Origin of the sequence: Paenibacillus sp. FSL R7-0331 (assembly GCF_000758645.1) — a bacterium.
GTDB classification, from domain to species: domain Bacteria; phylum Bacillota; class Bacilli; order Paenibacillales; family Paenibacillaceae; genus Paenibacillus_AQ; species Paenibacillus_AQ camerounensis.
This window is the reverse complement of the sequence record NZ_CP009284.1, coordinates 6,614,039-6,638,814: the sequence shown is the minus strand read 5'-3', so window position 1 is coordinate 6,638,814 and position 24,776 is coordinate 6,614,039. Positions and strand designations below refer to the sequence as shown.

Annotated in this window: 19 protein-coding genes; 13 read left to right on the top strand and 6 right to left on the bottom strand. The window is 55.4% G+C overall.

Translation table 11 applies throughout. The features are described 5' to 3' along the window. The first annotated feature begins 96 nt into the window (after positions 1-96). The 5 genes from R70331_RS28905 to R70331_RS28885 all read left to right on the top strand — a co-directional run bounded on the left by R70331_RS28905 (position 97) and on the right by R70331_RS28885 (position 6,690). Positions 97-1,335, top strand: a complete 1,239-nt coding sequence (locus R70331_RS28905) for a Bcr/CflA family multidrug efflux MFS transporter (RefSeq protein ID WP_231576373.1) — start codon at positions 97-99, stop codon at positions 1,333-1,335. Further along, positions 1,332-2,225: a DMT family transporter gene (locus R70331_RS28900; RefSeq protein ID WP_042181516.1), complete on the top strand. Its 894-nt coding sequence runs from the start codon at positions 1,332-1,334 to the stop codon at positions 2,223-2,225. The genes R70331_RS28905 and R70331_RS28900 overlap by 4 nt, the downstream gene beginning before the upstream one ends. A gap of 101 nt (positions 2,226-2,326) precedes the next feature. After that, positions 2,327-2,680, top strand: coding sequence for a FlxA-like family protein (locus R70331_RS28895; RefSeq protein WP_042181514.1), 354 nt, complete (start codon positions 2,327-2,329; stop codon positions 2,678-2,680). Between the two features lie 183 nt (positions 2,681-2,863). Further along, on the top strand, positions 2,864-5,542 hold the full coding sequence (gene mprF / locus R70331_RS28890) for a bifunctional lysylphosphatidylglycerol flippase/synthetase MprF (protein ID WP_042181512.1): 2,679 nt from the start codon (positions 2,864-2,866) through the stop codon (positions 5,540-5,542). 284 nt (positions 5,543-5,826) lie between these two features. After that, entirely contained in the window at positions 5,827-6,690 is an 864-nt protein-coding gene (locus tag R70331_RS28885) for a nitroreductase family protein (RefSeq protein ID WP_042181510.1), read from the top strand. Here the strand turns inward: R70331_RS28885 and R70331_RS30825 are convergent. After that, positions 6,683-8,380, bottom strand: coding sequence for an ATP-binding cassette domain-containing protein (locus R70331_RS30825; RefSeq protein ID WP_052419262.1), 1,698 nt, complete (start codon positions 8,378-8,380; stop codon positions 6,683-6,685). The genes R70331_RS28885 and R70331_RS30825 overlap by 8 nt on opposite strands. Continuing rightward, positions 8,377-9,189, bottom strand: coding sequence for an ATP-binding cassette domain-containing protein (locus R70331_RS28875; protein ID WP_042181508.1), 813 nt, complete (start codon positions 9,187-9,189; stop codon positions 8,377-8,379). The genes R70331_RS30825 and R70331_RS28875 overlap by 4 nt, the downstream gene beginning before the upstream one ends. Before the next feature lie 126 nt (positions 9,190-9,315). Between R70331_RS28875 and R70331_RS28870 the strand changes: the two genes are divergently transcribed. Then, positions 9,316-9,924: a biotin transporter BioY gene (locus tag R70331_RS28870; protein ID WP_052419261.1), complete on the top strand. Its 609-nt coding sequence runs from the start codon at positions 9,316-9,318 to the stop codon at positions 9,922-9,924. 88 nt (positions 9,925-10,012) lie between these two features. On the opposite strand, the gene R70331_RS28865 is transcribed toward R70331_RS28870, so the two are convergent. The 3 genes from R70331_RS28865 to R70331_RS28855 form a co-directional block, all read right to left on the bottom strand. Further along, complete coding sequence (locus R70331_RS28865; protein ID WP_042181504.1) at positions 10,013-11,512, bottom strand: alpha-amylase; 1,500 nt, start codon at positions 11,510-11,512, stop codon at positions 10,013-10,015. Positions 11,513-11,547: 35 nt separating this feature from the next. Then, positions 11,548-12,393, bottom strand: coding sequence for a DUF72 domain-containing protein (locus R70331_RS28860; RefSeq protein ID WP_042181502.1), 846 nt, complete (start codon positions 12,391-12,393; stop codon positions 11,548-11,550). A 311-nt stretch (positions 12,394-12,704) separates the two neighbouring features. Then, positions 12,705-14,294, bottom strand: coding sequence for a histidine kinase N-terminal 7TM domain-containing diguanylate cyclase (locus tag R70331_RS28855; RefSeq protein ID WP_042181500.1), 1,590 nt, complete (start codon positions 14,292-14,294; stop codon positions 12,705-12,707). A gap of 406 nt (positions 14,295-14,700) precedes the next feature. Between R70331_RS28855 and R70331_RS28850 the strand changes: the two genes are divergently transcribed. The 6 genes from R70331_RS28850 (at position 14,701) to R70331_RS28825 (ending at position 21,399) form a co-directional block, all read left to right on the top strand. Next, the gene (locus tag R70331_RS28850; RefSeq protein WP_042181498.1) at positions 14,701-15,483 is read left to right on the top strand and encodes an ABC transporter ATP-binding protein; all 783 of its coding nucleotides are present in this window, start codon (positions 14,701-14,703) and stop codon (positions 15,481-15,483) included. Positions 15,484-15,485: 2 nt separating this feature from the next. After that, the gene (locus R70331_RS28845; protein ID WP_042181496.1) at positions 15,486-16,295 is read left to right on the top strand and encodes an ABC transporter permease; all 810 of its coding nucleotides are present in this window, start codon (positions 15,486-15,488) and stop codon (positions 16,293-16,295) included. Further along, positions 16,295-17,194, top strand: coding sequence for an ABC transporter permease (locus R70331_RS28840; protein ID WP_052419260.1), 900 nt, complete (start codon positions 16,295-16,297; stop codon positions 17,192-17,194). Before R70331_RS28845 ends, R70331_RS28840 begins: the two co-directional genes overlap by 1 nt. 146 nt (positions 17,195-17,340) lie before the next feature. After that, positions 17,341-18,438 (top strand): ABC transporter substrate-binding protein, encoded by a 1,098-nt coding sequence (locus R70331_RS28835; protein WP_231576372.1) that lies wholly within the window; start codon positions 17,341-17,343, stop codon positions 18,436-18,438. A gap of 91 nt (positions 18,439-18,529) precedes the next feature. Further along, entirely contained in the window at positions 18,530-19,993 is a 1,464-nt protein-coding gene (locus R70331_RS28830) for a CoA-acylating methylmalonate-semialdehyde dehydrogenase (protein WP_042181493.1), read from the top strand. Positions 19,994-20,031: 38 nt separating this feature from the next. Further along, positions 20,032-21,399, top strand: a complete 1,368-nt coding sequence (locus R70331_RS28825) for an aspartate aminotransferase family protein (RefSeq protein WP_042181491.1) — start codon at positions 20,032-20,034, stop codon at positions 21,397-21,399. Here the strand turns inward: R70331_RS28825 and R70331_RS28820 are convergent. Next, positions 21,365-23,053, bottom strand: coding sequence for a PucR family transcriptional regulator (locus R70331_RS28820; protein ID WP_042181489.1), 1,689 nt, complete (start codon positions 23,051-23,053; stop codon positions 21,365-21,367). The two genes, R70331_RS28825 and R70331_RS28820, sit on opposite strands and share 35 nt — an antisense overlap. 292 nt (positions 23,054-23,345) lie before the next feature. Between R70331_RS28820 and R70331_RS28815 the strand changes: the two genes are divergently transcribed. Next, positions 23,346-24,737 carry an NAD(P)-dependent oxidoreductase gene (locus tag R70331_RS28815; protein WP_042181487.1) on the top strand — a complete coding sequence of 464 codons (1,392 nt, stop codon included), beginning with the start codon at positions 23,346-23,348 and terminating at the stop codon, positions 24,735-24,737. Positions 24,738-24,776 lie beyond the last annotated feature (39 nt).

Sequence of the window (24,776 nt, the reverse complement as noted above, 5' to 3'; positions counted from 1 at the left end):
AATAGCATTGAATACTCCGGCCCTCATCAGTTAGTATGAAGATTACTAAAAACAGGCCGTAAAGGCCTGCTGCAGAAAGGTTGGCGTCACAGTAACATGATTAGAGAAAAAATGGATAGCCGCATACTTGCGGCAGAAGGCCCCTCCCGCAGCCAGCGGCTGCAGCTGGCTGTTATTCTGGGTGCAATTGCTACAATCGGCCCGTTGTCGATCGATATGTACCTGCCGGCGCTGCCGGAGCTTGCCCGGCATTTTGGCACCAGCGCTGCACTGGTGCAGCTTAGTCTGACCTTCTTTCTGCTGGGACTGGCCTCCGGCCAGCTGGCAGCCGGACCGCTTAGCGATATGCACGGACGCCGGGGTCCGCTGCTGATCGGGATGCTGATTTATACGATAGCCTCCCTGCTATGTGCCTTCAGCCCGTCCATCGGGGTGCTGATTGTGCTTCGCTTTGTCCAGGGGCTGGCGGGCTCTGTGGGCGTGGTTATCTCCCGCGCTGCGGTCCGCGATCTGTATAGCGGCTCAGAATTAACCAAGTTTTTCTCGCTCCTGATGATTGTAAACGGGCTGGGGCCGATTCTCGCCCCGATTATCGGCGGACAGCTGCTGAGAGTAACGAACTGGCAGGGCGTGTTTATTGTGCTGTTTGTAGCGGGCCTGCTTTTTTGCGCAATGATTGTACTGCGCCTGCCGGAGACGCTGCCTAAGGAACGGCGCGTAAAAAGCGGCCTGAAGGGCACGCTCCTGACCTTCCGCAGCTTGCTCCGCAACAAGCGGTTTATGGGCTATGCGCTGTCACAGAGCTTTGTAATGGCGGCGATGTTTGCCTATATTTCCGGCTCCTCCTTTGTGCTGCAAAATATGTTCGGGGTTTCTCCGCAGCTGTACAGCCTGATTTTTGCCGTGAACGGTCTCGGCATTATTGTTACCGGCCAGATTGCCGGCAGATTATCCGGAAGATACGGTGAGCGTAGGCTGCTTGCCGTCGGACTGCTGCTCTGTGCGCTGGGCGGAGTGCTGCTGCTGGCCGCTGTTCTCGCCGGCTCCGGCCTGTGGCCGATTCTGTTTTGTCTGCTGGCCGTTGTCGCAAGCGTCGGGATGATCAGTACGACAACCTTCTCGCTGGCTATGCAGGATCAGGCGGAGACGGCTGGCAGTGCATCAGCCCTGCTTGGACTGCTGCCGCTGCTGCTGGGCGGCTGTGTCGCACCGCTGGTCGGACTTGGCGGCGAGGGAACGGCGGTTCCGATGGCTGTTGTGATTTCGGCAGCCGGTCTTCTGTCTGTTTTGTCCTACCTGCTGCTCTGCAGAGGCAGGGAAGGGGGACGCAGATGAGCCGTAAGGATTTTACCGTACTGCTGCTGCTGGCCTTTGCCTGGGGCGCATCGTTCCTGTTTATGCGGATTGCCTCGCCTGAGCTGGGACCGGTGTTTACAACCGAGCTCCGTGTAGCGCTGGCAGCTGCGGCGCTGCTGCTGTATGCCAAGATAACCCGCAAGCAGCTGGCGCTGCTCCGGCACTGGAAGCCGTTCCTGCTGCTCGGCGCCTTGAATGCCGCATTGCCGTTCACGCTGATCTGTATGGCCGAGCTGGAGCTGAATGCTTCGCTGGCAGCCATTCTTAATGCCACTACCCCCATGTTTGCGGCGCTTGCCGCCTGGGGCATCAAGAATGAGAGACCCGGACTGTCCAAAACCATCGGGCTGATTATAGGCCTGGCCGGCGTAGCGGTTCTGGTCGGCTGGAGTCCTGTTCCGCTTACCGGAACAACGCTGCTGTCCGTTCTCTATTCACTCGGCGCTGCGCTGGCTTACGGCTTCGGCGGCTTGTACGCCGCGCGCGCGGGCCGCGGGCTGGCACCGCTGACGCTGGCAGCCGGCCAGCAGCTTGGAGCCGCTATTGTACTGCTTCCGCTGGCAGTCATTTTTGCTCCGAAGCAGCTGCCTTCTGCCGCAGCCGTATACTCTGTCCTCGGGCTTTCCCTAATCTGCACAGCTGTAGCCTATCTCCTGTATTTTTACCTGATCCAGAGTGTAGGTGCGGTAAAGACCGTCAGCGTCACTTTTCTGGTGCCGGTATTCGGGCTGATGTGGGGCGCGCTTTTTCTGAATGAGCCTATCTATGTGAATACACTGGCAGGACTTGTGATTATTCTGCTGGGTGTGTTACTGATTAACCGTAGACCCCGGCCGGCGGCAGCTCCGGGTGTAGAAAAACAGGTGTAGCAGGCTGCTCTGTCATCCCTTACTTTCAGCAAACTTTCAGCCCATTTTAACGTTACATTTTGCTAATGGGTATATATTGAAAAGTGAAAGGGGGAACAGGATTGAATATTTCATCCGCAACATCCACAGCTTCAACTTCCTACACCTCATCCAGCGCTACTGATACCAGCGCACTTGAGAAGCAAAAAGCGAAGCTGGAGGCCGAACTTGAAAAGGTCGAAGCCAGCAAGGACGATGAGAAGACCAAGGAAACCAAAACAAAGCAGCTCGAGCAGCAGATTAAGCAGATTGAAACGCAGATCGCCCAAAAGTCCAATAGCAGCGGTTCTTCTTCGGCGGCTCAAAGCACACAGTCTGACAAACCTGCAGATACCAATCTGTTGAAGGCTGCCAGCGCAGCACAGATTGCAACTGCGACAACCGACAGCGAAGGCAGATTCGATATCCGGGTCTGATCCTGCATCTGCACCACAATAGCTATTCCAGAAAGAGGACATCCTTTGCCGTGAGGGAAGTCCTCTTTTTTGTGCGGCCGTACACGAGCCTAACGTTCCTGTAATTGGTATAATGGAGGCAAGAATAGGCCGAAGAGGGCCTGAATCCGGACACATGCGCCCTTAGTAAGGCAGGAGGAACTCATGCATTCAATAAAACAGACACTGGAACGTTTCCGTATTGTACGGCTGCTTCTATATATTTACCGCATCAGAGCGGTAAGGGCGCTTTTTCCGCTGGCGATCATCGGGCTGGTCTATTGGGAGGGACAGCATGAGCTGAAGCAGGTGCATCTTGGACTTACAATCCGCGAGCTCCGGCATATGTCGGCAGGCGCAGTTGCAGCAATGATTGCTGCCGCGCTGCTGTCGGTGGCTGTCATGAGCGCTTACGATTACTTGATCCGCCGTCATTTCCGCTTTCAGGTGGGGGCGTGGAGCACCTTCCGCTATGCGTGGATTGCCAATACCTTTAATAATCTGATTGGCTTCGCCGGCATCGCCGGCATCGGGCTGCGCACACTGCTCTATAAAAAAAGCGGAGTACCGGCTGCCTCCCTTACCCCGGCGCTTGTCTTTCTCTCTCCGCTGATGATAACCGGCCTGTCCCTGCTGTCCTGGGGAACTCTTACCGGTCTGCTGCCTGCCGGAGGGCTGCTCCGCGAGCATGAGTGGCTGGTTTTTGCGGTATGGGGGATGGCGCTTTACCTGCCTTTTTTTGTGATGGTTCAGCGTTCCTCGCTGTTTGCGAAGTGGATTAACCGGGGAGGGGGCAGAACCCCGTGGGTGACGGTATCATTCTCGGTGGGGGCATCGCTGCTTGAATGGCTGACAGCCGGCATCACCTTCTGGGTAATCGGCAGCCAGATGCTTGGCGGTGCAGCGTTCAGCGTGCTGTTCAGTATTTATGTAGTTGCTGCGGTAGCGGGGATTCTAAGCATGGCTCCGGGCGGCATCGGGGCGTTCGATCTGATTGCGCTGCTTGGACTTACCCAGCTCGGGCACAGCAGTGACCAGGCGATGGCGGTGCTGGTGATCTACAGGCTGTTGTATTACATCGTGCCCTGGCTGATCGGCCTTGTGCTGGCTGCACTCGAGCTCGGGCTGCAGGGTAGGCGGAGTGCCGGACGGGAAGGGGAGTTTGTTGAACCGGTCCTTAATATTTGGCAAAAAATCTGGGGCTGGCCCGGTCAATACACATTTCTGAGTGATCTTGGCGTCTGGGCGCTCGGCAAGCTGGTGCTGGCCAGCGGGCTTCTGCTGCTGCTGTCTGCGGCGACTCCCGAGCTGCTGTACCGGCTGAAGGTGACGGAAGAGCTGCTGTCGCTGCCCGTTATGCGTATCTCCCATCATTTGTCCGTGGTGATTGGCTTTATGCTGATTCTGCTGTCGAGAGGTATCTCTCTGCGGGTCAGAAGAGCTTATATCTGGACAAGCGTACTGCTGTGCGGCGGGGCTGTGTTCGCATTTACCAAGGGTCTCGATTATGAGGAGGCTGTATTTCTGCTGCTGGTGGCCTTGATCCTGTGGATCTCCAGATCAAGATTCTACAGAATCGGCGTACCGGTCAACAATCAGAGCACGCTGCTGTGGCTGTTAATGACTTCCCTGATTGCGCTCGGCTATTCCTTGCTGGGGAGCTATGTCCACCGCGGGTTCATGAAGGTTCTGCCGGCCGGTATGCAGCCCGAATGGCTGCAGCAGCATGGCAACGCGGCCATTGCGGCTGCCGGAGGCCTTGTTCTATCCTGGCTGGCGGTAACCATGCTGTTCTTGCTGCGGCCGCAGCGGAGAGCGGAGGAGATACTGGGTGACGGGGACATGGAACGTCTTACGCAATTCCTGGCAGGCACTAAAGGCAATGCTTTGACCCATATGCTGTTTCTGGGTGACAAGCGCTTTTACTGGGCTGCTGACGGCAAAGTCCTGCTTCCCTTTGCCCGTTCAAGGGATAAGCTTGTGGTGCTTGGTGATCCGCTTGGTCCAAGGAAGCTGCTGAACGGGGCAATCAGCGAATTCCGGAGGGAGGCGGACCTCTACGGGTTATCTGTTGTATTCTACCAGGCGACACCTGAGTTTCTGCCGGTCTATCATGAGCAGGGATACCGTTTTTTCAAGCTGGGTGAAGAGGCGACGGTTCAGCTGGCGGATTTTACACTAAGCGGGTCCAAAAACACCGGCCTGCGCAGTGTCTGCAACCGTTTCGGACGCGAGGGCTACAGCTTCGCTGTTATTGAAGCGCCGCTCAGCGGGGAACTGCTGCGTGAGCTCCGCTCTGTATCACAGGAGTGGCTGGACGGGCGGAACGAGAAGGGGTTCTCGCTCGGCTGGTTCAAGCGTTCCTATCTGCAGCTTGCTCCGGTGGCTGTGCTGCGCACGGCAGAGGGCAGGATTGCCGCCTTTGCCAGTGTTGCCCCGGGGTATGACGGGGGCCGCACCATCTCCATCGATCTGATGCGCCACCGCAAGGAGACTCCGAACGGTACGATGGACTATTTATTCGTCCAGCTGCTGGAATGGGCTAAGGCACAGGGCTATGCCCGGTTCAACCTCGGCAATGCCCCGCTGTCCAGCGTCGGCACGAATCCCGGGGCGCTGCGGGAGGAGAAGCTTGCCCGGCTTGTTTTTATACGGGGCGGACACTGGTACGGCTTCGCGGGACTGCGCAGGTATAAGGAGAAGTTCGGCCCGCAGTGGGAGCCGAGGTATCTGGCCTATCCGGCGCCCCTAATCCTGCCGGTGTTGACGCTGGATCTGGTCAGACTGGTCTCCCGGCATCCGCAGGAACCGGAGCAGATTGATGAGGAACTCCAAAGGAAATAAGGAAAAAAGGCGAAGTTACGGGGAGTATATCCGGGCTTTGCCTTTTTTGTCTAACAGTAAAATACAATTTTGTCCTCAGCTATGCATCACCCTATATAAATGTTAAAATTAGGATGTGAAAAAAGTTACGATATAAGGATTTAGAAATCAATATATCTATTATATTTGTGCGCATTACACAAGGAACCTTAGCGCCTAGCCGGGTATGCCGCGGGGCCCGGTGTCACATCTAACTTCAATGCATTTTTCGCATCGGAATGATATAGGGAAGAGGGGCTGAATCTATGGATATGGCAGTTATGGATATTATCGAGAAACGCAAGTCGGTACGTACCTATGAGACAACTCCAATCGGGGAAGACGTACATGCATCCATTATGGAATATCTGCGGCAGGAAGAAAATATACGCGGTCCCTTTGGCGGGACAGCCGGCATTGAATGGATTTGGGCCAAGGGGGGAGGCGAAGACGGGAAGGCTGTCAAGCTGGGTGCCTATGGCGTCATCCAGAATCCGCAGGCCTATCTGGCAGGAGTAGTAAGGAATGATCAGAAGGCGCTGCTGGAGTTCGGTTATATTTTTCATAAGCTGATCCTGTATGCTACCGGGCTTGGTCTAGGGACGTGCTGGATCGGCGGGACGTTCAACCGTAAGTCGTTCGCACGCGAGCTGTCACCCCGTCCGGGGGAGATTATTCCCTGCATTACGCCGCTCGGCTACCCGCGCGAGAAGCAGCGGCTGCTGGATGCGACTATGCGTTATGTGGTCAAAGCCGACCAGAAAAAGCCGTGGCGGGATTTATTCTACGATTCCGGCTTCGGCAACCAGCTGGTGCCGGAAGCCGCCGGCAGGCTGGCTGCTGCGCTGGAGATGGTCCGGCTGGGCCCTTCGGCCTCCAATAAGCAGCCGTGGCGGATTGTGCTGTCTGAGAACCGGCTGCAGGTACATTTCTACCTGCAGCATACGCCCAATTACAGCGGAAACAAGCTGGGATTTGAAATGCAGCGGATCGATATGGGCATTGCCGCCTGCAATTTCGAGCTGGCCTGCCGGGAGCTGGGCATTCCGGGAACATGGACGGTGTATGATCCGCAGCTGGGTGCCATCGACCAGCATACTGAATATATGCTAAGCTACAAGCTCAGCTGATCTGGGAGATCCACCACAGCACAGCTGCTGTAAGAACAACACAAGCCAGCGCCAGAGTATCTGCGGAACGCCAGTTCAGCGGATAGGAAGGTGTTCTGGCTTTTTTCGGGTCGTAGCCCCGGGAATCAACAGCGGTAGCCAGCTCATCCCCCATACCGATGACCAGGATCAAGAGCGGTACAACCAGCATGCTGATCTGGCGCGGAGTCCAGCGTGTAAGACCGCGCTGCGGCTTTCCGCGTGATTTCAGCGCCAGCTGCAGCTGGCTGAGCTTGCCGAGAATCCACGGCACGAACTGCAGTGTGACTGATACGGCAAGGGACCAGCCGCGGGTGCGGATGCCCAGCCGCTTCAGCGGAGCAAGCGACCACTCCAGCGCCTCACGCAGCGGCGCGCCGGTGGTTGTCTCCGTGAACAGAAAGCCGAGGGCGATCAGCAGCAGAAAGCGCAGCACGTTCAGCCCGCCGCGGACTATTCCCTCTGAGCTGAAGCCGAACGGTCCAAGTGTGAGGTCCGGTGAGCTCCAGTCCAAGGCGGACAGCAGCCATAGGAAGAGGAACATCAGCAGAAAAGGACGGAAGAACCGTACGGTCCGGCTCCAGGGAACCGCCGCCGAACCGGCCAGTACAGCAGTCAGGGCGGATGCCAGAAGCAGCGGCAGCGGGCTGCTCATGCCCAGGACAACGAGGGAACCGAGCAGCATTCCTAGCCATTTAACACGGGGGTCCAGCTTCTTCCAGTACACTCCCCGGCGGGGTATGGCCGGGTTAGAAGTAGGAGTCCCCTCATGGGCTGTATCCGGAAGCATCTGCAATTGGCCAGACTCCGCTTGGGAAGCGCTGCAAGAAGCCTTGCGCGGAGCCCGGGGAAGGCCGTCTCCCGAAGGAGCGGCCAAAGGCAGCAGCGCCAGCTCTGCCAGCAGCGCATCAAGGCTGTCCGGCTGCCCGGACAGCAGCCCCTGCAGGCGAAGCCTGTTACCGATTCGCGAATAGGCGGGGGGTTCCAGCCCGGCAGAGCGGAGCAGCATGTGATCTGCTGCAAGCGGAGCCGGCGGTCCGTCATAATAGACGGACCCGCTGCGCATCACGACGGCTTTATCGGCCAGCGGCAGCAGGCTGTCCAGATCATGGGTGCCGATAATCAGGGTGATGCCTTCGGCCCTCAATTGCTGTACCAGCTGCAGCAGCGACTGCGCTGCCTGCGGATCAAGTCCGGCTGTCGGCTCGTCGAGAATCAGCAGCTGCGGCCGGACAGCCAGGGCGGCAGCGATGCAGAGGCGCCGTTTCTCCCCGCCGCTGAGCAGAAAGGGTGACCGCCCGGCGAAAGTCTCGTAGGGCAGGCCGACTGTAGATAAGGCGCTGCGGACCCGTTCGGCCTGCTGTGCCTTCGGCACGCCATGCTGCTCCAGGCCGTATTCTATTTCTTTATACACGCTGCCGGCGAACAGCTGGGTTTCCGGCTGCTGGAATACTATAGCGGCTCTGGCGGCTGAGCCTGAATCTCCGGCATAAATAATCCTGCCCGCAGCAGGCTCGGCCAGTCCGGCCAGCAGCCGCAGCAGCGTCGACTTGCCGCTGCCGGTAACACCGCACAGGACGGTCAGCGTGCCGCCGGGAATCTCCAGGTCAACATTCTGAAGAGCTGATGCAGCATCGTACAGGAACGATACATTTTCTGCCCTCACGCTCATAGCACTGCCTCCAGGTCCTGCTCGGACAGCGGAAGCCCGCTGAGGGGCCAGCCCCGTGACAGCAGCAGCTGTCCGATCCGGATCACCGGCGGAGGCTCCCAGCCCAGCTGCTCCGGAAGCCCTGAGCTGTAGAACAGGGTACGGGGGTCCCCGTCAAAACGAACGGAGCCCTGCTCCATTACGGCAACCCTCGGGCTTTCTGCAAGCTCCTCCGGCCGCTGGGTAACCCACAGAATCGTTGTTCCCTGCTGCCACAGCTCCCGGGCCAGCGCCAAAATATGGCTTCGGCCGGCAGGGTCCAGCATCGACGTCGCTTCATCAAAGATAATCATCTCCGCCTGCAGGGCAAGGCAGCAGGCGACGGCAAGCCGCTGCCGTTCTCCGCCTGAGAGTGTAGCGGTATCTTCGTCTGCCTTATGGGCCAGCCCTGTCTGCTGCAGTACCCGGCGGATCTGTACATCCATCTCATCCCTGCACAGCCCCCGGTTTTCCAAGCCGAAGGCGACATCCTCGTAAGGTGTGGAGCCGATCGTTTGAGCTTCGGGATTCTGGAATACCAGCTGAACATGCTGCTTGACTGCGGTGCGGTTCTCCTGAGAACGGAGATCGAGTCCGGCCACATGCAGGCTGCCTGCCGACGGGCGGTTCAGGCCGTTCAGCAGCCGCACAAGCGAGGATTTGCCGCAGCCGTTCGCCCCGGTGAGGGCAACCCATTCGCCGCGCCTGATATGTATGGAAATACCCTGTAATACCGGCAGCCTGCGCAGGCCGTCCCGGTATGAAAAGGTGATATTATGCGCTTTAATCATCGTTCAACCTGCTTCCCGGGCAACCATTAGCCCGTAATTGCTCTTGATTATAACAAAAATATAAAGATTGATGTATTAGGACCCGAATGTTATAGTTTTTCTTAAAAAATGGGGGTGCTGTTACAAGTGAATAAATGGACGACCCGCGGTCTGATCTTCAGCGCGTTATTCGCCGGAGTCATGATTGCGCTCAGCTTCATCAAGATCTATCTGCCTTTCTCGGCCGTGCCGATTACCCTGCAGACACTCGCGGTAATGCTGGCCGGAGCAGTGCTCGGAGCGCGCTACGGGACACTGGCTGTACTTATCGTAATCGGCCTGGCTGCTGCCGGGTTCCCCGTCATGGGCGGCAGCGGCGGCATAGCAGTGCTGGTGGGACCGACGGCAGGCTATATTTTCTCCTGGCCGGTTGCAGCCTTTCTTATTGGTCTATGCTCCCAGCGCATGCAGCAGAATAAATATACGTTTCCTAAGCTGCTAATCGCTAATACCCTGTTCGGCGCACTGCTGGTCTATCCCGGAGGTGTCTGGTGGCTGGCCCATTCCACGGGAATGGATTCCCTGTCCAAAGCATTGACCGCAGGCATGTGGCCGTTTATTCCCGGCGATCTCGTCAAAGCAGTTCTCTGCGCGGGTGTTGTGACTGCCGTACGGCAGGTTTACCCCGTTGAACGTATTCTGAACAGTGATAGCGGCGCCTGGGCTGAAAGCGATCATCCGCCGGTCAGCCGCTGAGCCGGCCAGCAACAGAGCGCTTTGTTCTTTCCTGCAAAAAAATAAGGCAGCCGTCCCCCGGACGGCTGCCTTTTCAGTATACATTCTTTCAATGGCTGTTCTGTGCGTCCCCGTCTTCCTGTCCCGTATCCTCCTGATCCGGCAGCGCCCAGACAGATACGCTGCCGCCGTTTACCGGAAATACAGCCCAGCCGTCTTCACCAATTGTTACAGTCTCCTCGCGGTTGCGGGTGAAATCCTCCCACACCTCTCCGGCCCGTTCTTCGCCGAGAAACATCCGCTTTTCCCCGTTATCGCCGTTAGAGATCACTACTGCACATCCTGATCCCGGCAGCTCCTCAACGCCCCTGCGTACCCAGCCGATCGTGTTGGGATGATCGAAATAATCATCCTGATCCCCGTAAGCCTTATGGTAACGGGTATACAAAAGGGGATCGATAGCCTCCTTCTTTCCTTCAACAGGAACAGGGCCTCCTATTCCGTAATAATCCCCGTAGAATACGGCCGGATAACCGTCACGGCGGAGCAGGATGAGAGCATACGCGCTTTGCTTGAACCAGTCGCCGACCCAGGATTCCAGCGCCTCGTGGGGCTGTGAATCATGATTATCTACGAATGTTACGGCATTGGCCGGATGAGTCTGCACCAGCGTATCCTCAAAAATCTTCGTCAGATCAAAGTCACGACCCGCAAGCGCGGCGGAATACAGCTTATAATGCAGGGACACATCAAACAGGTCGATCTGATAGTCAACTGTATTGAGGAACTCGCGGCAGGCATCGAGATTCGAATTCCAGAACTCGCCGACAATATAAAAGTCTTCGCCGCGCTTTTTGGTCATTTCCTGGGCGAATTCCTTAATAAATTCATGATTGATATGCTTGATGGCATCCAGCCGGTAGCCGCTGCATTGCAGGGTATCGACCAGCCATTTACCCCAGTCCAGCATCTCCTGTTTTACATCCTCATGGCTATAGTCAATGTTTGCGAACATCAGATAATCATAGTTACCGAATTCATCATCAACATTCTGATTCCAGGCTTTATTGTCCCCGTTGATCCGGAATACGCCGGTCCGGCCTTCCCTGGCATCAAAGTCTGTGCCGTTGAAATGGGTATGATCCCATTTGAAGGCTGAATATTTCTCACCGCGTCCCGGAAAAGTGAATTTTGTCCAGCCTTCGATTTCAAAAGGCTCGGAGATATCCTTGTTGCGGTCATTCGGATCTACCTCAATGACCTCAAATACTTCCGTTTCATCTGCACCGGCCTTGTGGTTCATAACAAGATCGACGTAGACCGCGATACCGTTCTTAAGGCACTCCGCAATGGCCTCCACCAGCTCCTGCTTCGTGCCGTATTTGGTGCGTACGGTCCCCTTCTGGTCAAATTCGCCCAGATCATAGAGATCGTATACCCCATATCCGGTATCCTCGCCGGAGACGGCCTTGGTTACAGGCGGTACCCAGACGGAGTCAATATAGGCCGACTTGATCTCAGGCGCCATTTCAGCAAGCCGCTTCCAGTGCTGTCCGTCTGCTTCAACATGCCATTCAAAAAACTGCATCATCGTATGGTTTCTTTTCATCTCTAATAACCTCCTATATATGTAGGACCGGGTATTCAGTTAAACAGGTCCAGCTGAAGCGGGGCGTGACCGCCTTCAATGCCCAGCATGGCCTGCAGCTCTTTGGCGTTCGGGGTAGCGTCACCGGCGGAATTGTTGTTGAAGACCACATACAGCTCACGGCAGCTTTTTTCGAGCTCCAGCAGGCGTTCGCGCCATTCCTGCAGCTCCTCTGTGCTGTAGCGGTACAGATAACGCAGCTTGCGCCAATCGGGATGGCTGCTCTGGTTCCAGCCCTGTACGTTACGGCCGTGCAGCCGGACATACGTGATATCCGGACTTGTAGCCACAGGTACGACCGGGATAGAGCCTGAGCCTGCCTGAGGCTCGTCGGCTACAGTATGAATCCAGCCTTCACGCTCCAGAAAGCTAAGCGTTCTATCGCGCATTACCGGGCTGTACCAGGATTCATTACGGAACTCAACCGCTGACGGAACATCCAGCATCCGTTCTTTGGCCTCGCGCAAAAAATCCACATTTGCCTTGGTGCAGTCAAACCAGGGCGGGAACTGGAACAGTGCCATAGCCAGCTTGCCAGCCTCCCGCACAGGTGCGATAGAATGATGGAACGCGTCATACATTTCACCGGTGGTATCATAATAATTTTTTTTGCCGCGCAGATGTCTGGTCATTCCCTGGTAAGCCTTAACGATAAATTGAAAGTTATCAGGAGTCTGTGAGGCCCATTTCACATAATTCCGGACCGGCTGTACCGCGTAAAAGGAGCTGTCAATTTCCACGATGGGAAAATGGGCGCAATAGGCCGGCAGCCGTTCGGCCGGTTTGATTTTGCCGTACAGCTCATCATGGTCACCGAAGCCGGTTAGCCCGATCTTAATCATCGCATTACCTCCTTGTGGCGGTTATATAGAGAGGGTTAAGGGAATTAACTATTTCTTATTAAACGTAAACCCTCCCGCTGCAAACAAGCAGAGTTAATTAACGGCTGTAATGAAGACAGCATGCAAGCATAAAGCGGTTGCAGCCTGCCGGCGCCCGGTATATCGCTATGGGAGCTGTTATCGCCAAAAGTATGCAGGGATATACTTTGCCGCCGGATCATTGTTCAGCCTGCAGGTGCGGTATAGATGACGCGAAGAGCCCCGTTCCAGCTGGAACGGGGCTCTTCGCGTCATGAAGCAGGACGATATGGTTAAGGGGTAAAGTGGGTAATGGCAGTCCCGCTGGACATGTGAACAGCGTTGCGCCCGTTGCGCTTGGAGGTATACAGGGCATGATCGGCCTCGGAGAGCAGCTCCTCCAGGGATACATTCAGCCGGAAGGCTTCTACTACACCGAAGCTGGCTGTTACGTTAACCGGCCCGGATACGGTATACATCGGGCTGCGTTCCACATCGCTGCGGATCTGCTCGGACATCGCTGCAGCCTGCTCCAGCGGAGTATGGGGCAGGCACATTACGAATTCTTCGCCCCCGTAACGCCCGAATACATCCCCCTCGCGGACATGCTTTGCGCATACGCCGACAACATGCTGGAGCGCCATATCCCCGTACTGGTGGCCGTAACGGTCATTGATGCTTTTGAAGAAGTCGATATCAAGCAAAATGATGGAGAGCGGAGTCAGGCTGTTCAGTGCCTCATCCAGCAGCTCCCGGCTCAGTTCCATAAAGTGAGTTCGGTTGTAGATTCCGGTCAGGCTGTCGACTGTGGCGAGCTGCTGCAGCTTTTCCTGAAGCAGGGTCCTTTCGGTCACGTCAATCAGCATAATCATCCGCCCGGCCACACTGCCGTCTTTTTTGAGTACCGGAGAAGAGCGGACCTGATAATACCAGGTGCTTCCGCTTATGTTCCAGGCCAGCTCCCGTTCTCCGCTCAAGAGCGGATCGGCATTCATGACGTAATCGACTGCCTCTTTGCCTGCCGGCAGAAAGAGCTGGGCTAATGGACGCCCGATGGCGGAGGAATCAAGGCCCTCCAGCATCCCGGCGGCAGCACGGTTATAGTCAACCAGCATATCGGAGCGGTCAGTGACCAGCACCCCGTCGCGCATGCTCTCAAACAGATTCTCACGGGCAATGGGAGCCGCAGTCAGCATACCTCTGGACAGGATAGCCCAGAAGTACAGGGTTGAGGTCACGCTCATAATAACGGGTACAGGGTCCATGCCGTAAGGGGTTCTGTCTATCAGATAGAGGAAGGCCCCCAGGGCAGGAAGAAACTGCCCGATAAAGATGGTGATCATCTGCCGCCTGTAGACCCGCTTCATCCGGTTCCATTGCCAGAGGATCAGCAGCATTCCGGCAAGCATACAGCCGAAGGTCATACTGCCCTGAACGATATACCAGGGGCCCATTACAATGTCAATCAGCGGCGTGGGTGCATTTTCGCGGAATACCATTGATTTGTAGAACAAATGATGATACTCATTGGTCCACACCAGCAGCGCGGAAATAGCGGGGACGGAATAGAGCAGGGCCAGCAGCGGTTTTTTAACCAGACGCTCCAGTCCGACAAAATGCATAATCATGATCAGGCTGCAGGGGGCAATAAAGGGCATCCCCAGATACTCCACCTTGATCCAGAAGCCGATCTCCTGCATGGTGTTTCCCGATAGCTCCAGTGCGAAGCCGAACGTGTACACCGCCGAAAAAAACGAGCTGCAGATAAAAGCCCTGATTCCGGCAAAATCCGTCTTCTTATAGTAAGCAAATAGCGCAAGGAGCGCATTCAGCACCCCTGAAATAGATACAACAACAATATAACTTGAAATTAAAGTCCCCATGCGTTACGCCTCCACACAGAGCAGTTGTCAACTGCCTGATCTGCCAAGGCAAGCCGCGGGCCGTTTAAATAAGCATTGAGCATCGGCATATAATCTCCTGTTTTGAAAGGATATAAATAAATAGTATCACAGTTTTTGCCGGATAACATTCGGCACTCCGGTGACAAAAACCTTCCTATATATATCGGCACCAACCATAGTCTTTGATAATACTGGCTTGGTGCCTAGACAAAGTGACGGAATTTTGCAGGTGCTATTTTACTTTCTGTCTAGTGAGTGTCCGCAGAGCAGAGTGTAAGATGTTAGTTAATCGAACATGAAAGTAAAAATAACTTCGCAAACACCAAAAATATGTTATGTTAATTAACATCACTAATTCGATTCAGGAATGAAGGGGGAGCTGGAAATGTCACTTGTAGCGGCGAAGATTCCTGAAATACAGCTGGAAGACGTTGAAATGCGTTATCAGACAGAGACGGCAGATGTGCTGGCACTGCACCAGGTAAGCCTTGATATTGCCAAGGGTGAATTTGTTTCTTTGCTTGGTCCTTCGGGCTGCGGAAAAACAACACTGCTCAGGCTGATGGCAGATCTGCTGACGCCGACGGCCGGGAATGTTATAGTAGCGGGAAAAAGCGCAAAGGAAGCCAGGCTGGCGCAGAAATACGGAATTGTGTTTCAGAGCCCGGTGCTCTATGACTGGCGTAAGGTGAAGCACAATATCACTCTGCCGCTTGAACTGATGGGAGTCAAAAAAACGGTCCGTGAGGACAAAGCGCATGAGCTGCTTGAACTTGTCGGCCTGCAGGGCTTCGCTGACAAATATCCGTGGCAGCTGAGCGGAGGCATGCAGCAGCGTGTGGCGATTGCCCGTGCCCTCTCTATGGAGCCGGAGATTCTGCTGATGGATGAACCGTTCTCTGCACTGGATGAATTTACACGCGAGCGCCTGAATGAGGAGCTGCTCTCTGTCTGGAGCAAAGTGCAGAGCACCATCGTCTTTGTAACCCACAGTATTCCGGAATCTATTTTTTTATCAGATAGAGTATTCGTGCTTTCACCGCATCCGGGCCGGCTGTCCGCTGTCGTTGATATCCCGCTGCCGCGCCCCCGAACGGCAGAGATGAGAAACAGCCCGCAGTTTTTTGAGCTAATCGCCCGTATCCGCGACAGCTTTGAAGGGGTGTAGACATGAAAGGGAACAGCTTGTTGCGCAGCCGCTACCTGCCGCTGCTGGTATGGATCTGCGGCTTGCTGGCAGTCTGGGAGGGAGTCTCATGGATGCTGCTTCATGTGGTGCAGACGCCGCTGGCCCAGTCGAAGCTTCCTTATGTGCATGAAGTGGCTGCGACTTTATGGAAATACAGCGGTACCCTGCTGAAGGAGGGTGGAGCAACCTTCGGAAATGCCGGCATCGGCTTCCTGATCGGTGCTGCTGCCGGCGTGCTGCTCGCTGTGCTGATGAGTATGTCCAGAATGATTGAACGGCTGGCCTTTCCGTATGCTGTTGCTTCCCAGATGATCCCGATCCTGGGCCTGGCCCCGATTATCTACGGGATTGTCCGGGATGAGCAGGTGTCGCGGGTTATTATCTCCGGGTATATTACCTTCTTTCCGGTTGCGTTAAATATGCTGCGCGGGCTGCGCAGTGTCGATCTGTCGGCGGTGGAGCTGATGCATTCCTACGCTGCCCGGCCATGGGCTGTGTACTGGAAGCTGAAGCTTCCGGCTGCTCTGCCCGGACTGTTCAGCGGACTCAAAATCGCTGCCCCGCTTGCGGTGACCGGAGCGATTCTGGTTGAGCTGATGGGCGCGCAGCACGGGATCGGCGTCATTATGCTGCGCAATCTGTATTACGGGCCATCCCACACCTATATGTTCTGGTCAACCGTGCTGGTCGGGGCATTGCTTGGTATTGCCAGCTACTGGATCATGACGCTTGCCGAACGTCTGGCAGCGCCGTGGCAGCCTGAATTCCGGCCGAAGGGAGGAGACCGCTGATGAGCAGCAGTTCAGTGCAGGAGCCCTCGTATATGGCTGCTGCAGGAGGGGAAGGCACATCATCATCTCTTATAACAACGAAAGAAAATATATATTCAGATCCCAAGAAGCGAAAAGGAAGGCGGCGGTTGACCAAGTGGCTTAATCCGGGTGTGCTTTTGCCGCTGGCAGCAGGTGTGATCTTCCTGCTCCTCTGGGAGCTAGAGATGTTTCACAAGCTGTTTGATCTGAAGAAATACCAGCTCCCGCTTCCTTCAGCGATCTGGGAGGCGATGCGTGAGAATTACAGTCTCCTGTTATCCTATACCGGCTATACCCTGAGCGAAGCTGTGCTGGGAATGCTGATCGGCTCGGCCTGCGGCTTTCTGATTGCCCTTGCGGCAACTGCCTGGCCGCGCTGGGGCGGAGGCAGCCTGACCCTGGTGGCGGCGCTTAATGCAGTGCCGATAGTGGCGCTGGCGCCGATCATGAACCTGTGGTTCGGTGACGGCATCGGTTCGCGGGCGGCTATCGTTACCGCAACCACAATGGCGGCGATGGCGATTAATGCCTATAAGGGGATGTCAGCGGTAGACCCGCTGGCGCTGGATCTGATGCATTCCTATGCGGCCGGCAAGCCGGCAGTATTCCGGTATCTGCGGATTCAGAACAGTCTCCCTTATGTATTCACGGCACTCAAGATCAATGCTACAGCCAGTATGATCGGCGCTATTGTCGGAGAGTTTTTCTTTTCCTCGCGGGGGCTGGGTTATCTGCTCTCCAATTCCATCAAGGTGGCCAAGATGCCGCTAGGTTGGTCCTGTATTGTACTGGCGGCAGTTGCCGGTGTTATCTTCTATCTGGTTGTGGAACGGCTGGAAAAGGTGTTTATCAAATGGCATTCCTCCCAGCGTTCGTAGCTTCCTTCAATCCGTTACATCCGGAATCCGCGTGAGGGAGACAGAGAATCCGCCCGCGGACCGTATGCATATAAGCACCAAGAGGGTAACCATGCTGTGCTGTGCTGTGCGGTACTACAAACTCAAATGGGTAGGGGGAGTTGCGTGTGAAGAACGGGAAAAAGGGTAAGTTTCGCGCCGGGCTGCTGCCGGCGGCAATGATTATGATCCTCTCTCTGCTGGCGGGCTGCGGAGGCAACAACAATGCGAATACGCCTGCAGCGGGGGCAGAGGCCTCTGCATCACCGGAAGCAGCGGCGACAGCCGAGCCGGCAGCTGAGCCGGTAACGGTCAAGCTTCAGCTGAAATGGGTGCCGCAGGCTCAGTTTGCCGGGTATTTTCTGGCCCAGGATAAGGGGTATTATGCCGAGGAGGGGCTGAAGGTTGAGATTCTGCCGGGCGGACCGGACATTGTGCCTGAGCAGCAGGTGGCCGGAGGATCGGCGGACATCGGGGTGGACTGGGTTGCGAGTCTGCTGACCAGCCAGGAGCAGGAAATGCCGCTGGTGCAGATCGCACAGATCTTCCAGAAGAGCGGCCTTGTGCTGGTGTCCAAGAAGGATGCGGGGATTAACAGTCCGGCAGACCTGAAGGGTAAAAAGGTCGGAAACTGGATGGGCGGAAATGAGTTTGAGCTGCTGGCGCTGTTCGATAAATATCAGCTGGATTCCAACAAGGATCTGAACTTCACGAAGCAGGGCTTCACGATGGACCAGTTCCTCGGCGGTGAGATTGATGCGGCTTCGGCCATGACCTATAACGAATACCAGGTAGTGCTGGAATCGGGAATTAAGGCTGAGGAGCTGAATGTCATCGACATGAACGATGAGGGGGTGGCTATGCTTGAAGACAACCTCTTTGCCAATAAGGAATGGCTGGAGGATAACAAGGAGACGGCAGCCAAGTTCGTCCGTGCTTCCCTCAAGGGCTGGAAGGATGCAATTGCTGATCCGGAGGCAGCTGTGGACAGTGTTATGAAGCTGGCTGAGGAAGGCAGTACAACCCGTGAGCATCAGCTGACGATGATGACGGAGGTCGCCAAGCTGATTCAGCCCGAAGGCTTTGATATTGCCAAGCTGGGCTACACCGATGCTGCAGCTTTCCAGCAGACGGCGGATATTGCCCTCAAGTTCGGAGTGATCAAAGAGGCTGCCGATGTAAATACAGCCTTCACGAATGAAATTGTTGAAATGGCAGCGCAGTAAGGCTTCCAATCATATACAGCTAATAGATGACCGCCGGTACGGCGGTCATCTGCTATCATCAGCGCTTAAATCAAAAGAGAGGTGAGCAGCGATGTCTCTGGAAGTAGGGCAGGCGGAAAAGGTCAGGAATTATGTGAACGGGGTATGGGTGGAATCAGCCTCCGGCAAGGAGGAGGAGGTATTTAATCCTGCTACCGGTGAGATCATCGCGTATGTTCCGATTTCAAGTAAGGAAGAGGTAGATGCTGCAGTGCAGGCGGCAGCAGAGGCCTATAAAGCATGGAAGAGGATAGCCGTTCCCCGGCGGGCCCGCTATTTCTTCCAGTATCAGCAGCTGCTGGTGCAGCACCGGGATGAGCTGGCGGACCTGATCACGCTGGAGAACGGGAAAAGCAGGGATGAGGCGCTTGGTGAGGTGCAGCGCGGTATTGAATGCGTGGAATTTGCTTCAGGTATTCCTACGCTTATGATGGGCAGCCAGCTGCCGGATATCGCAGCCGGAATCGAATCCGGTATGTACCGCTATCCCTTAGGGGTAGTTGGCGGTATTGCCCCGTTCAACTTCCCGATGATGGTGCCCTGCTGGATGTTCCCGCTGGCAATTGCCTGCGGCAACAGCTTTGTTCTGAAGCCGTCGGAACGGACGCCGCTGCTGGTCAACCGGCTGGCGGAGCTGTTCGCTGAAGCAGGGTTTCCGCCGGGGGTGCTAAATGTGGTTCACGGGGCGCATGAGGTGGTGAACGGCCTGCTTGCGCATGAGGACGTAAAGGCAGTTTCCTTTGTCGGCTCACAGCCGGTGGCGGAATATGTGTATAAGCAGGGAACGGCTCACGGTAAACGTGTGCAGGCGCTTGCCGGTGCCAAGAATCATTCCATTGTGCTTCCGGATGCTGACCTGGACAATGCCGTAAAGAATATTACCGCGGCTGCTTTTGGCTCGGCGGGTGAACGCTGTATGGCTTGCTCTGTTGTAGTTGTGCATGAAGCTGTCGCAGATGAACTGGTCAGCCGCCTGCTTCAGGCTGCTGACAGCCTGAAAATCGGGGACGGCAGGGAAGAAGGCGTGTTCCTTGGTCCAGTCATCCGGGAGGCGAATAAGGAGCGGACGATCCGCTATATCGAAACCGGAATCAGCGAGCAGGCTGAGCTGGTGCGCGACGGGAGGAAGGATAGCGCGGCAGCAGGTGCAGGCTATTTCCTGGGTCCGACTATCTTTGACCGTGTACAGCCGGGGATGACGATCTGGAGGGAGGAGATTTTTGCTCCGCTGCTGTCTATTGTGCGCGTTAAGGATCTCGCGGAAGCGATAGAGATTACGAACCGCTCGCCATTCGCCAACGGTGCCTGTCTCTATACGGACAGCGCCAGGGCGGTCCGTGAGTTCCGGGAAGAGATTGATGCGGGGATGCTGGGTGTGAACCTCGGAGTGCCGGCACCGATGGCCTTTTTCCCTTTTTCCGGCTATAAGAAGTCTTTCTACGGCGACCTGCATGCCAACGGCCGTGACGGCGTGGAGTTCTATACCCGCAAAAAAATGATTACTGCCCGTTATTAGCTTTCAATAAAAAAGGGATTTGGAGAGGAGTGCCTGTCATGCAGAGCCTGGGTAAAGAGAGTGAAGCAATCATCAAGAAGGATCAGCGTTATTTATGGCATAACATTACACCTTACAGTGAACAGAGTCCCCCGATGATTGCGGCTTCGGCCAGCGGTTCGTGGGTTACCGATATAGACGGGAATAAATATCTGGACGGCATGTCCGGGCTATGGTGTGTAAATGTTGGTTATGGCAGGAAGGAATTGGCTGAGGCTGCCTACAATCAGCTGCTTAGCCTGCCGTACTTTCCGCTTACCCAGAGCCATATGCCGGCTATAGCGCTTGCCGAGAAGCTGAATGAATGGCTGGAAGGCGAGTATGTGATCTTCTTCTCCAACAGCGGATCGGAGGCGAATGAAGCAGCTTTCAAAATCGTCCGCCAATACCATCAGCAGACCGGACAGCATTACCGGAGCAAATTCATTGCCCGTTACCGGGGCTATCACGGCAGCTCGCTCGGTGCATTGTCAGCGACAGGGCAGGCGCAGCGCAAATACAAATATGAGCCGCTCGCCGCCGGCTTCCTGCATGTAGCTCCGCCGGACAGCTACCGCCGCCCGGAAGGCATGACTGTGGAGGCGTTCAATCTGCAGTGTGCACAAGCGGTTGAGGACACGATTATCTGGGAAGGGGCAGAGACGGTTGCGGCTGTTATTATGGAGCCGGTCATTACCGGCGGCGGTGTTATTGTGCCTGAGCAGGTTTATCTGGACCGGGTGCAGGAAATCTGCCGGAAGCACGGCGTGCTGCTGATTATGGATGAGGTCATCTGCGGCTTCGGGCGTTCCGGGCGTAAATTCGGCCATCAGAATTTCGGAATTAAGCCGGATATCGTCACTATGGCCAAAGGGCTGACCAGCGCCTACCTGCCATTGTCGGCAACCGCAGTGCGTAAGGATATCTATGAGGCCTTTAAGGATAATAGTGACGGCTACGGCCATTTCCGCCATGTGAATACTTTTGGCGGCAATCCGGCAGCCTGTGCGCTGGCCCTCCGTAATCTGGAGGTTCTGGAGCAGGAGCAGCTGGTGGAGCGGGCTGCTGTTCTGGGACAGAGGCTGCACAGCGGATTGTCGGGGCTGCTCGGGCACAAGCTGGTCGGTGATATCCGCAGCTTCGGGCTGATTGCCGGCATTGAGCTGGTGGCTGACAAGGTAAGCAAACAGCCTGCCGATCTGGATATTGTCAAAGGTATTATTGCCGAATGCAAAGCCAAGGGCCTTATTATAGGTAAAAACGGGGATACCGTAGCCGGCTTCAACAATGTGCTTACCCTTGCGCCCCCGCTCTCCTCCACGGATGAGGATATACAATTCATTATTGATACAGTCACAGCTGTGCTGAACGGGGGCTGGGGAGCGTAAGCTTCTCCGGATACAGCAGCTGGTAGGCGCGCAGGGCAACCTGTATGGAGATGCGGTTCTCGGGGAGCATAAAGTCCTCGCCCAGCAGCTCGGTGATTTTGTCCAGCCGGTAGTATAACGATTGTCTGACAATGAACAGATTACGGGCGGCAATCTGCTTGGACCCGTCGTGGTCGAGGAATACACGCAGTGTCAGCAGAAGCTCGCTGCCCTTGGTCTGGTCATGGTCGATTAGCGGCCCGAGATAGCTGCGGATGAAGTTCTCCAGTGTCTTGCCGTCATTCAGGTTAAGCAGCAGCTGGAATACGCCTAATTCTTCATAGAACAGCACCGGCTTCTGATAACAAGAATAAAGAGACAGGGATTGTACAGCCTCCTGATAACCGGCGTATGCCTGCTTCAGGCCTTTGTGGGACTTGCTGACTCCGGTGACGAGCTGCAGGTCCTTCAGCTTCTCATCGGCCCGGATATGCTGCAGTGCATCCAGTGCCTGCTGCAGCCGCAGCTTGCCGGGGAGCTTGGACTGGATGTCGAGCGCTATTACAGTAAGACGGTTGTTCTTGAGCGTGATTAGCGGCCGCAGAGAGTATTTCTCGAAAAGGGATCTGATGATAAGCGAAAGGTGGAAGGTGATGGATTCCCATTCATTCTCCGAGCTGTTCCATTTCACGTCGCGCGGATTCTCGATTTCAATCAGACAGACCCGGTAGCTCAGCTCGTTCACGGTATTGAAGTCGGGACCGACCAGGCTTTTGAGCCGGTTGTCATCTTCTATGCGTCCGCTGATCAGCTCATCGACCCAGAGGTTCTCGGAGAATAGCTTGCGCTCCTCCATATAACGGGTGCGCAGTAGCTCCTGGGCGATCGAGAGGGAGGCGGAATCAAGCAGAAGGCAGTCGAATTCCTGGGGCTTGTGATTGCACACCATCATGATATATGCCCAGGTCTGATCAAGCGCGCCTACGGGCTTCAAGGCAATTATCCGGTTTCCGAACTCACGGGTATACGGTGCAGCGTCGGGCTGTACGCCCTCAAGCTCATCTCCCAGGGATTCAAAGAACCCTAGCAGCGGGAGCTGCTCATCCGGCGGAAGTGCGGGGAAGAACAGCGGTTTGCCCTGCAGCTGCATATAGACGATCTGGGTGCGGGTGCTTTTACATAACAGCTGCAGCACCTTCAGGGTGCCTTGGGAGGTCAGGGTAAGCCGGTGGAATTCACGGGAGATGCTTTCGAGCTCCTGAAGCATCCTGTGGTGACGGTTAATGATGAGGGAATGCAGATCAAGTGTGATGTCTACGAAGCGTACAGTACGGGTGAATACAATCAGCGGAAAATCATGCCGGGCTGCAAGGTCGATCATCTCCTGCGGAATGGTGCTGAAGTAAACGCCCAGCTCGATACACAGGCAGGCTGCGTTTTTGTGAATCAGATTCTGCATGAAGGCCAAGGAGGCGCCGATATCCGCGCTGGCTCCCATCCCTGTGGTCAGAATCATCTCCTCGCCATGGATCAGACTCTCGAAGCTGGCGCTCTCCAGCACATGAACCCAGCGTACCGCCCGGTTCAGCCCGTTTCTTCCGCCGATAACCTCGGCTTCTGCGAACAGCGGTCTTCTCAGCGCATCACGGACAGTAAAAACAAGTTCCCAATCCATAGGCTCTCCCCCTCGCTTATATTCCTGCTATTGACTCCGGCGTAAAAAATACACTTTTGAAATTAGACAATGTGTCTAATGTAACAAAAAAACGAAATGGATATAGTGTGAATATAATATGTTAGGAAATGTGACTCAATAAAAGAGTTATAAACGGTTTTATCAGGTTTAAAGTATATTTTACTACATTAAGGCCGGGGTGTAAGCAAATTATTAAGGAGATTATCGTAATAATGTGAGCATATATAACATTAATACTTATTAATCCATTATTTAAAGGGAGGGATAACTGATGGAGCACACTTCTCCGTTAACTGCATTTACACCTGATATGTTCATGCGCAATTTTGCCGAGGCGGAGCCCGGCCTCAGCCGCAAGGGTGCGGTTGAGGAATCCAACCGCTGTCTCTATTGTTATGATGCGCCTTGCATTAAAGCCTGCCCTACCGGCATTAATATTCCTTCCTTTATTAAGCGGATTGCTACTGACAATCTGAAGGGCTCGGCCATGACGATCATGGAGTCCAACCCGGTCGGAGCCAGCTGCGCAAGGGTCTGCCCGACTGAAGAGCTTTGTGAGGGGGCTTGTGTGCTGAACGATGCTTCTGCGCCGATTCAGATCGGGCTGCTGCAGCGTTATGCCACGGACTGGGCTGTTAATAGCGGAGTCCAGCTGTTCAAAGCCGGTATCCCGAACGGCAAAAAGGTTGCTGTTATCGGCGGCGGACCGGCCGGCTTATCTGCTGCCAGAGAGCTGGCGCGGGAAGGCTTTGCCGTAGTGGTGTATGAGGCCAAGCAGCTTGCCGGCGGGCTGAACACACACGGCATCGTCTCCTTCCGGCTTCCGCAGTCCATTTCGCTGTGGGAGGTAGAGCAGGTGGAGAAGCTGGGTGTGGAGATCCGTACCGGGATTAAAATCGGTGTTGACGTTACGGTGGAGGAGCTCAGAGGAGAATATGACGCGATTGTGCTTGCTGCCGGGATGGGTTATGTGCCGCCGCTCGGAATTGAGGGCGAGAAGCTGTCCGGCGTCTATGATGCCATCGAGCTGGTGGAGACGACCAAGACAGGTATCCCTACGCTGGAGCTGATGGGCCAGCGCGTTGCGGTCATTGGTGCAGGCAATACCGCTATTGATGCAGCCACCTGCTCGGTACGGCTTGGTGCGGCTAATGTCAAAATGATCTACCGCCGTACCCGCAGCGAGATGACTGCGTACGACTTTGAATATGAATTCGCCAAGCAGGAAGGCGTGGAATTTAACTGGCTGACACTGCCTAAGCGGATTGTCGGCGATGAGCTGGGCAATGTGACAGGGCTTGAATGCGTGCAGATGAAGCTGACCGGGGAGACAGGCAAGGACGGACGCCTGAAGCCGATGCCGGTTGAAGGTTCAGAATTCGTAATGCCTGTTGATGCGGTAGTTATCGCTATCGGGCAAAAGCGCCGGACTGGGCTGATTGAGTCCCTGGGGCTGGAACATGACTCTGGCGTCGTCAGAATTGATCCGAAGACGGGCCGGACCTCAGATCCGATGATCTATGCTGCCGGTGATATTGTCTTCGGCTCAGGCAACGGTGAGGCGATGGTTGTGTCGGCAGCCCAGCAGGGTAAGGATGCGGCCTATGCGATAGTGAAGCAATTATCAGGTCTGCAGGACAGTGTGATCGGTTCTGCGGTATAACCGTTATCTCAAGGAACATGAGTAGCAGGCCCGGCGGCT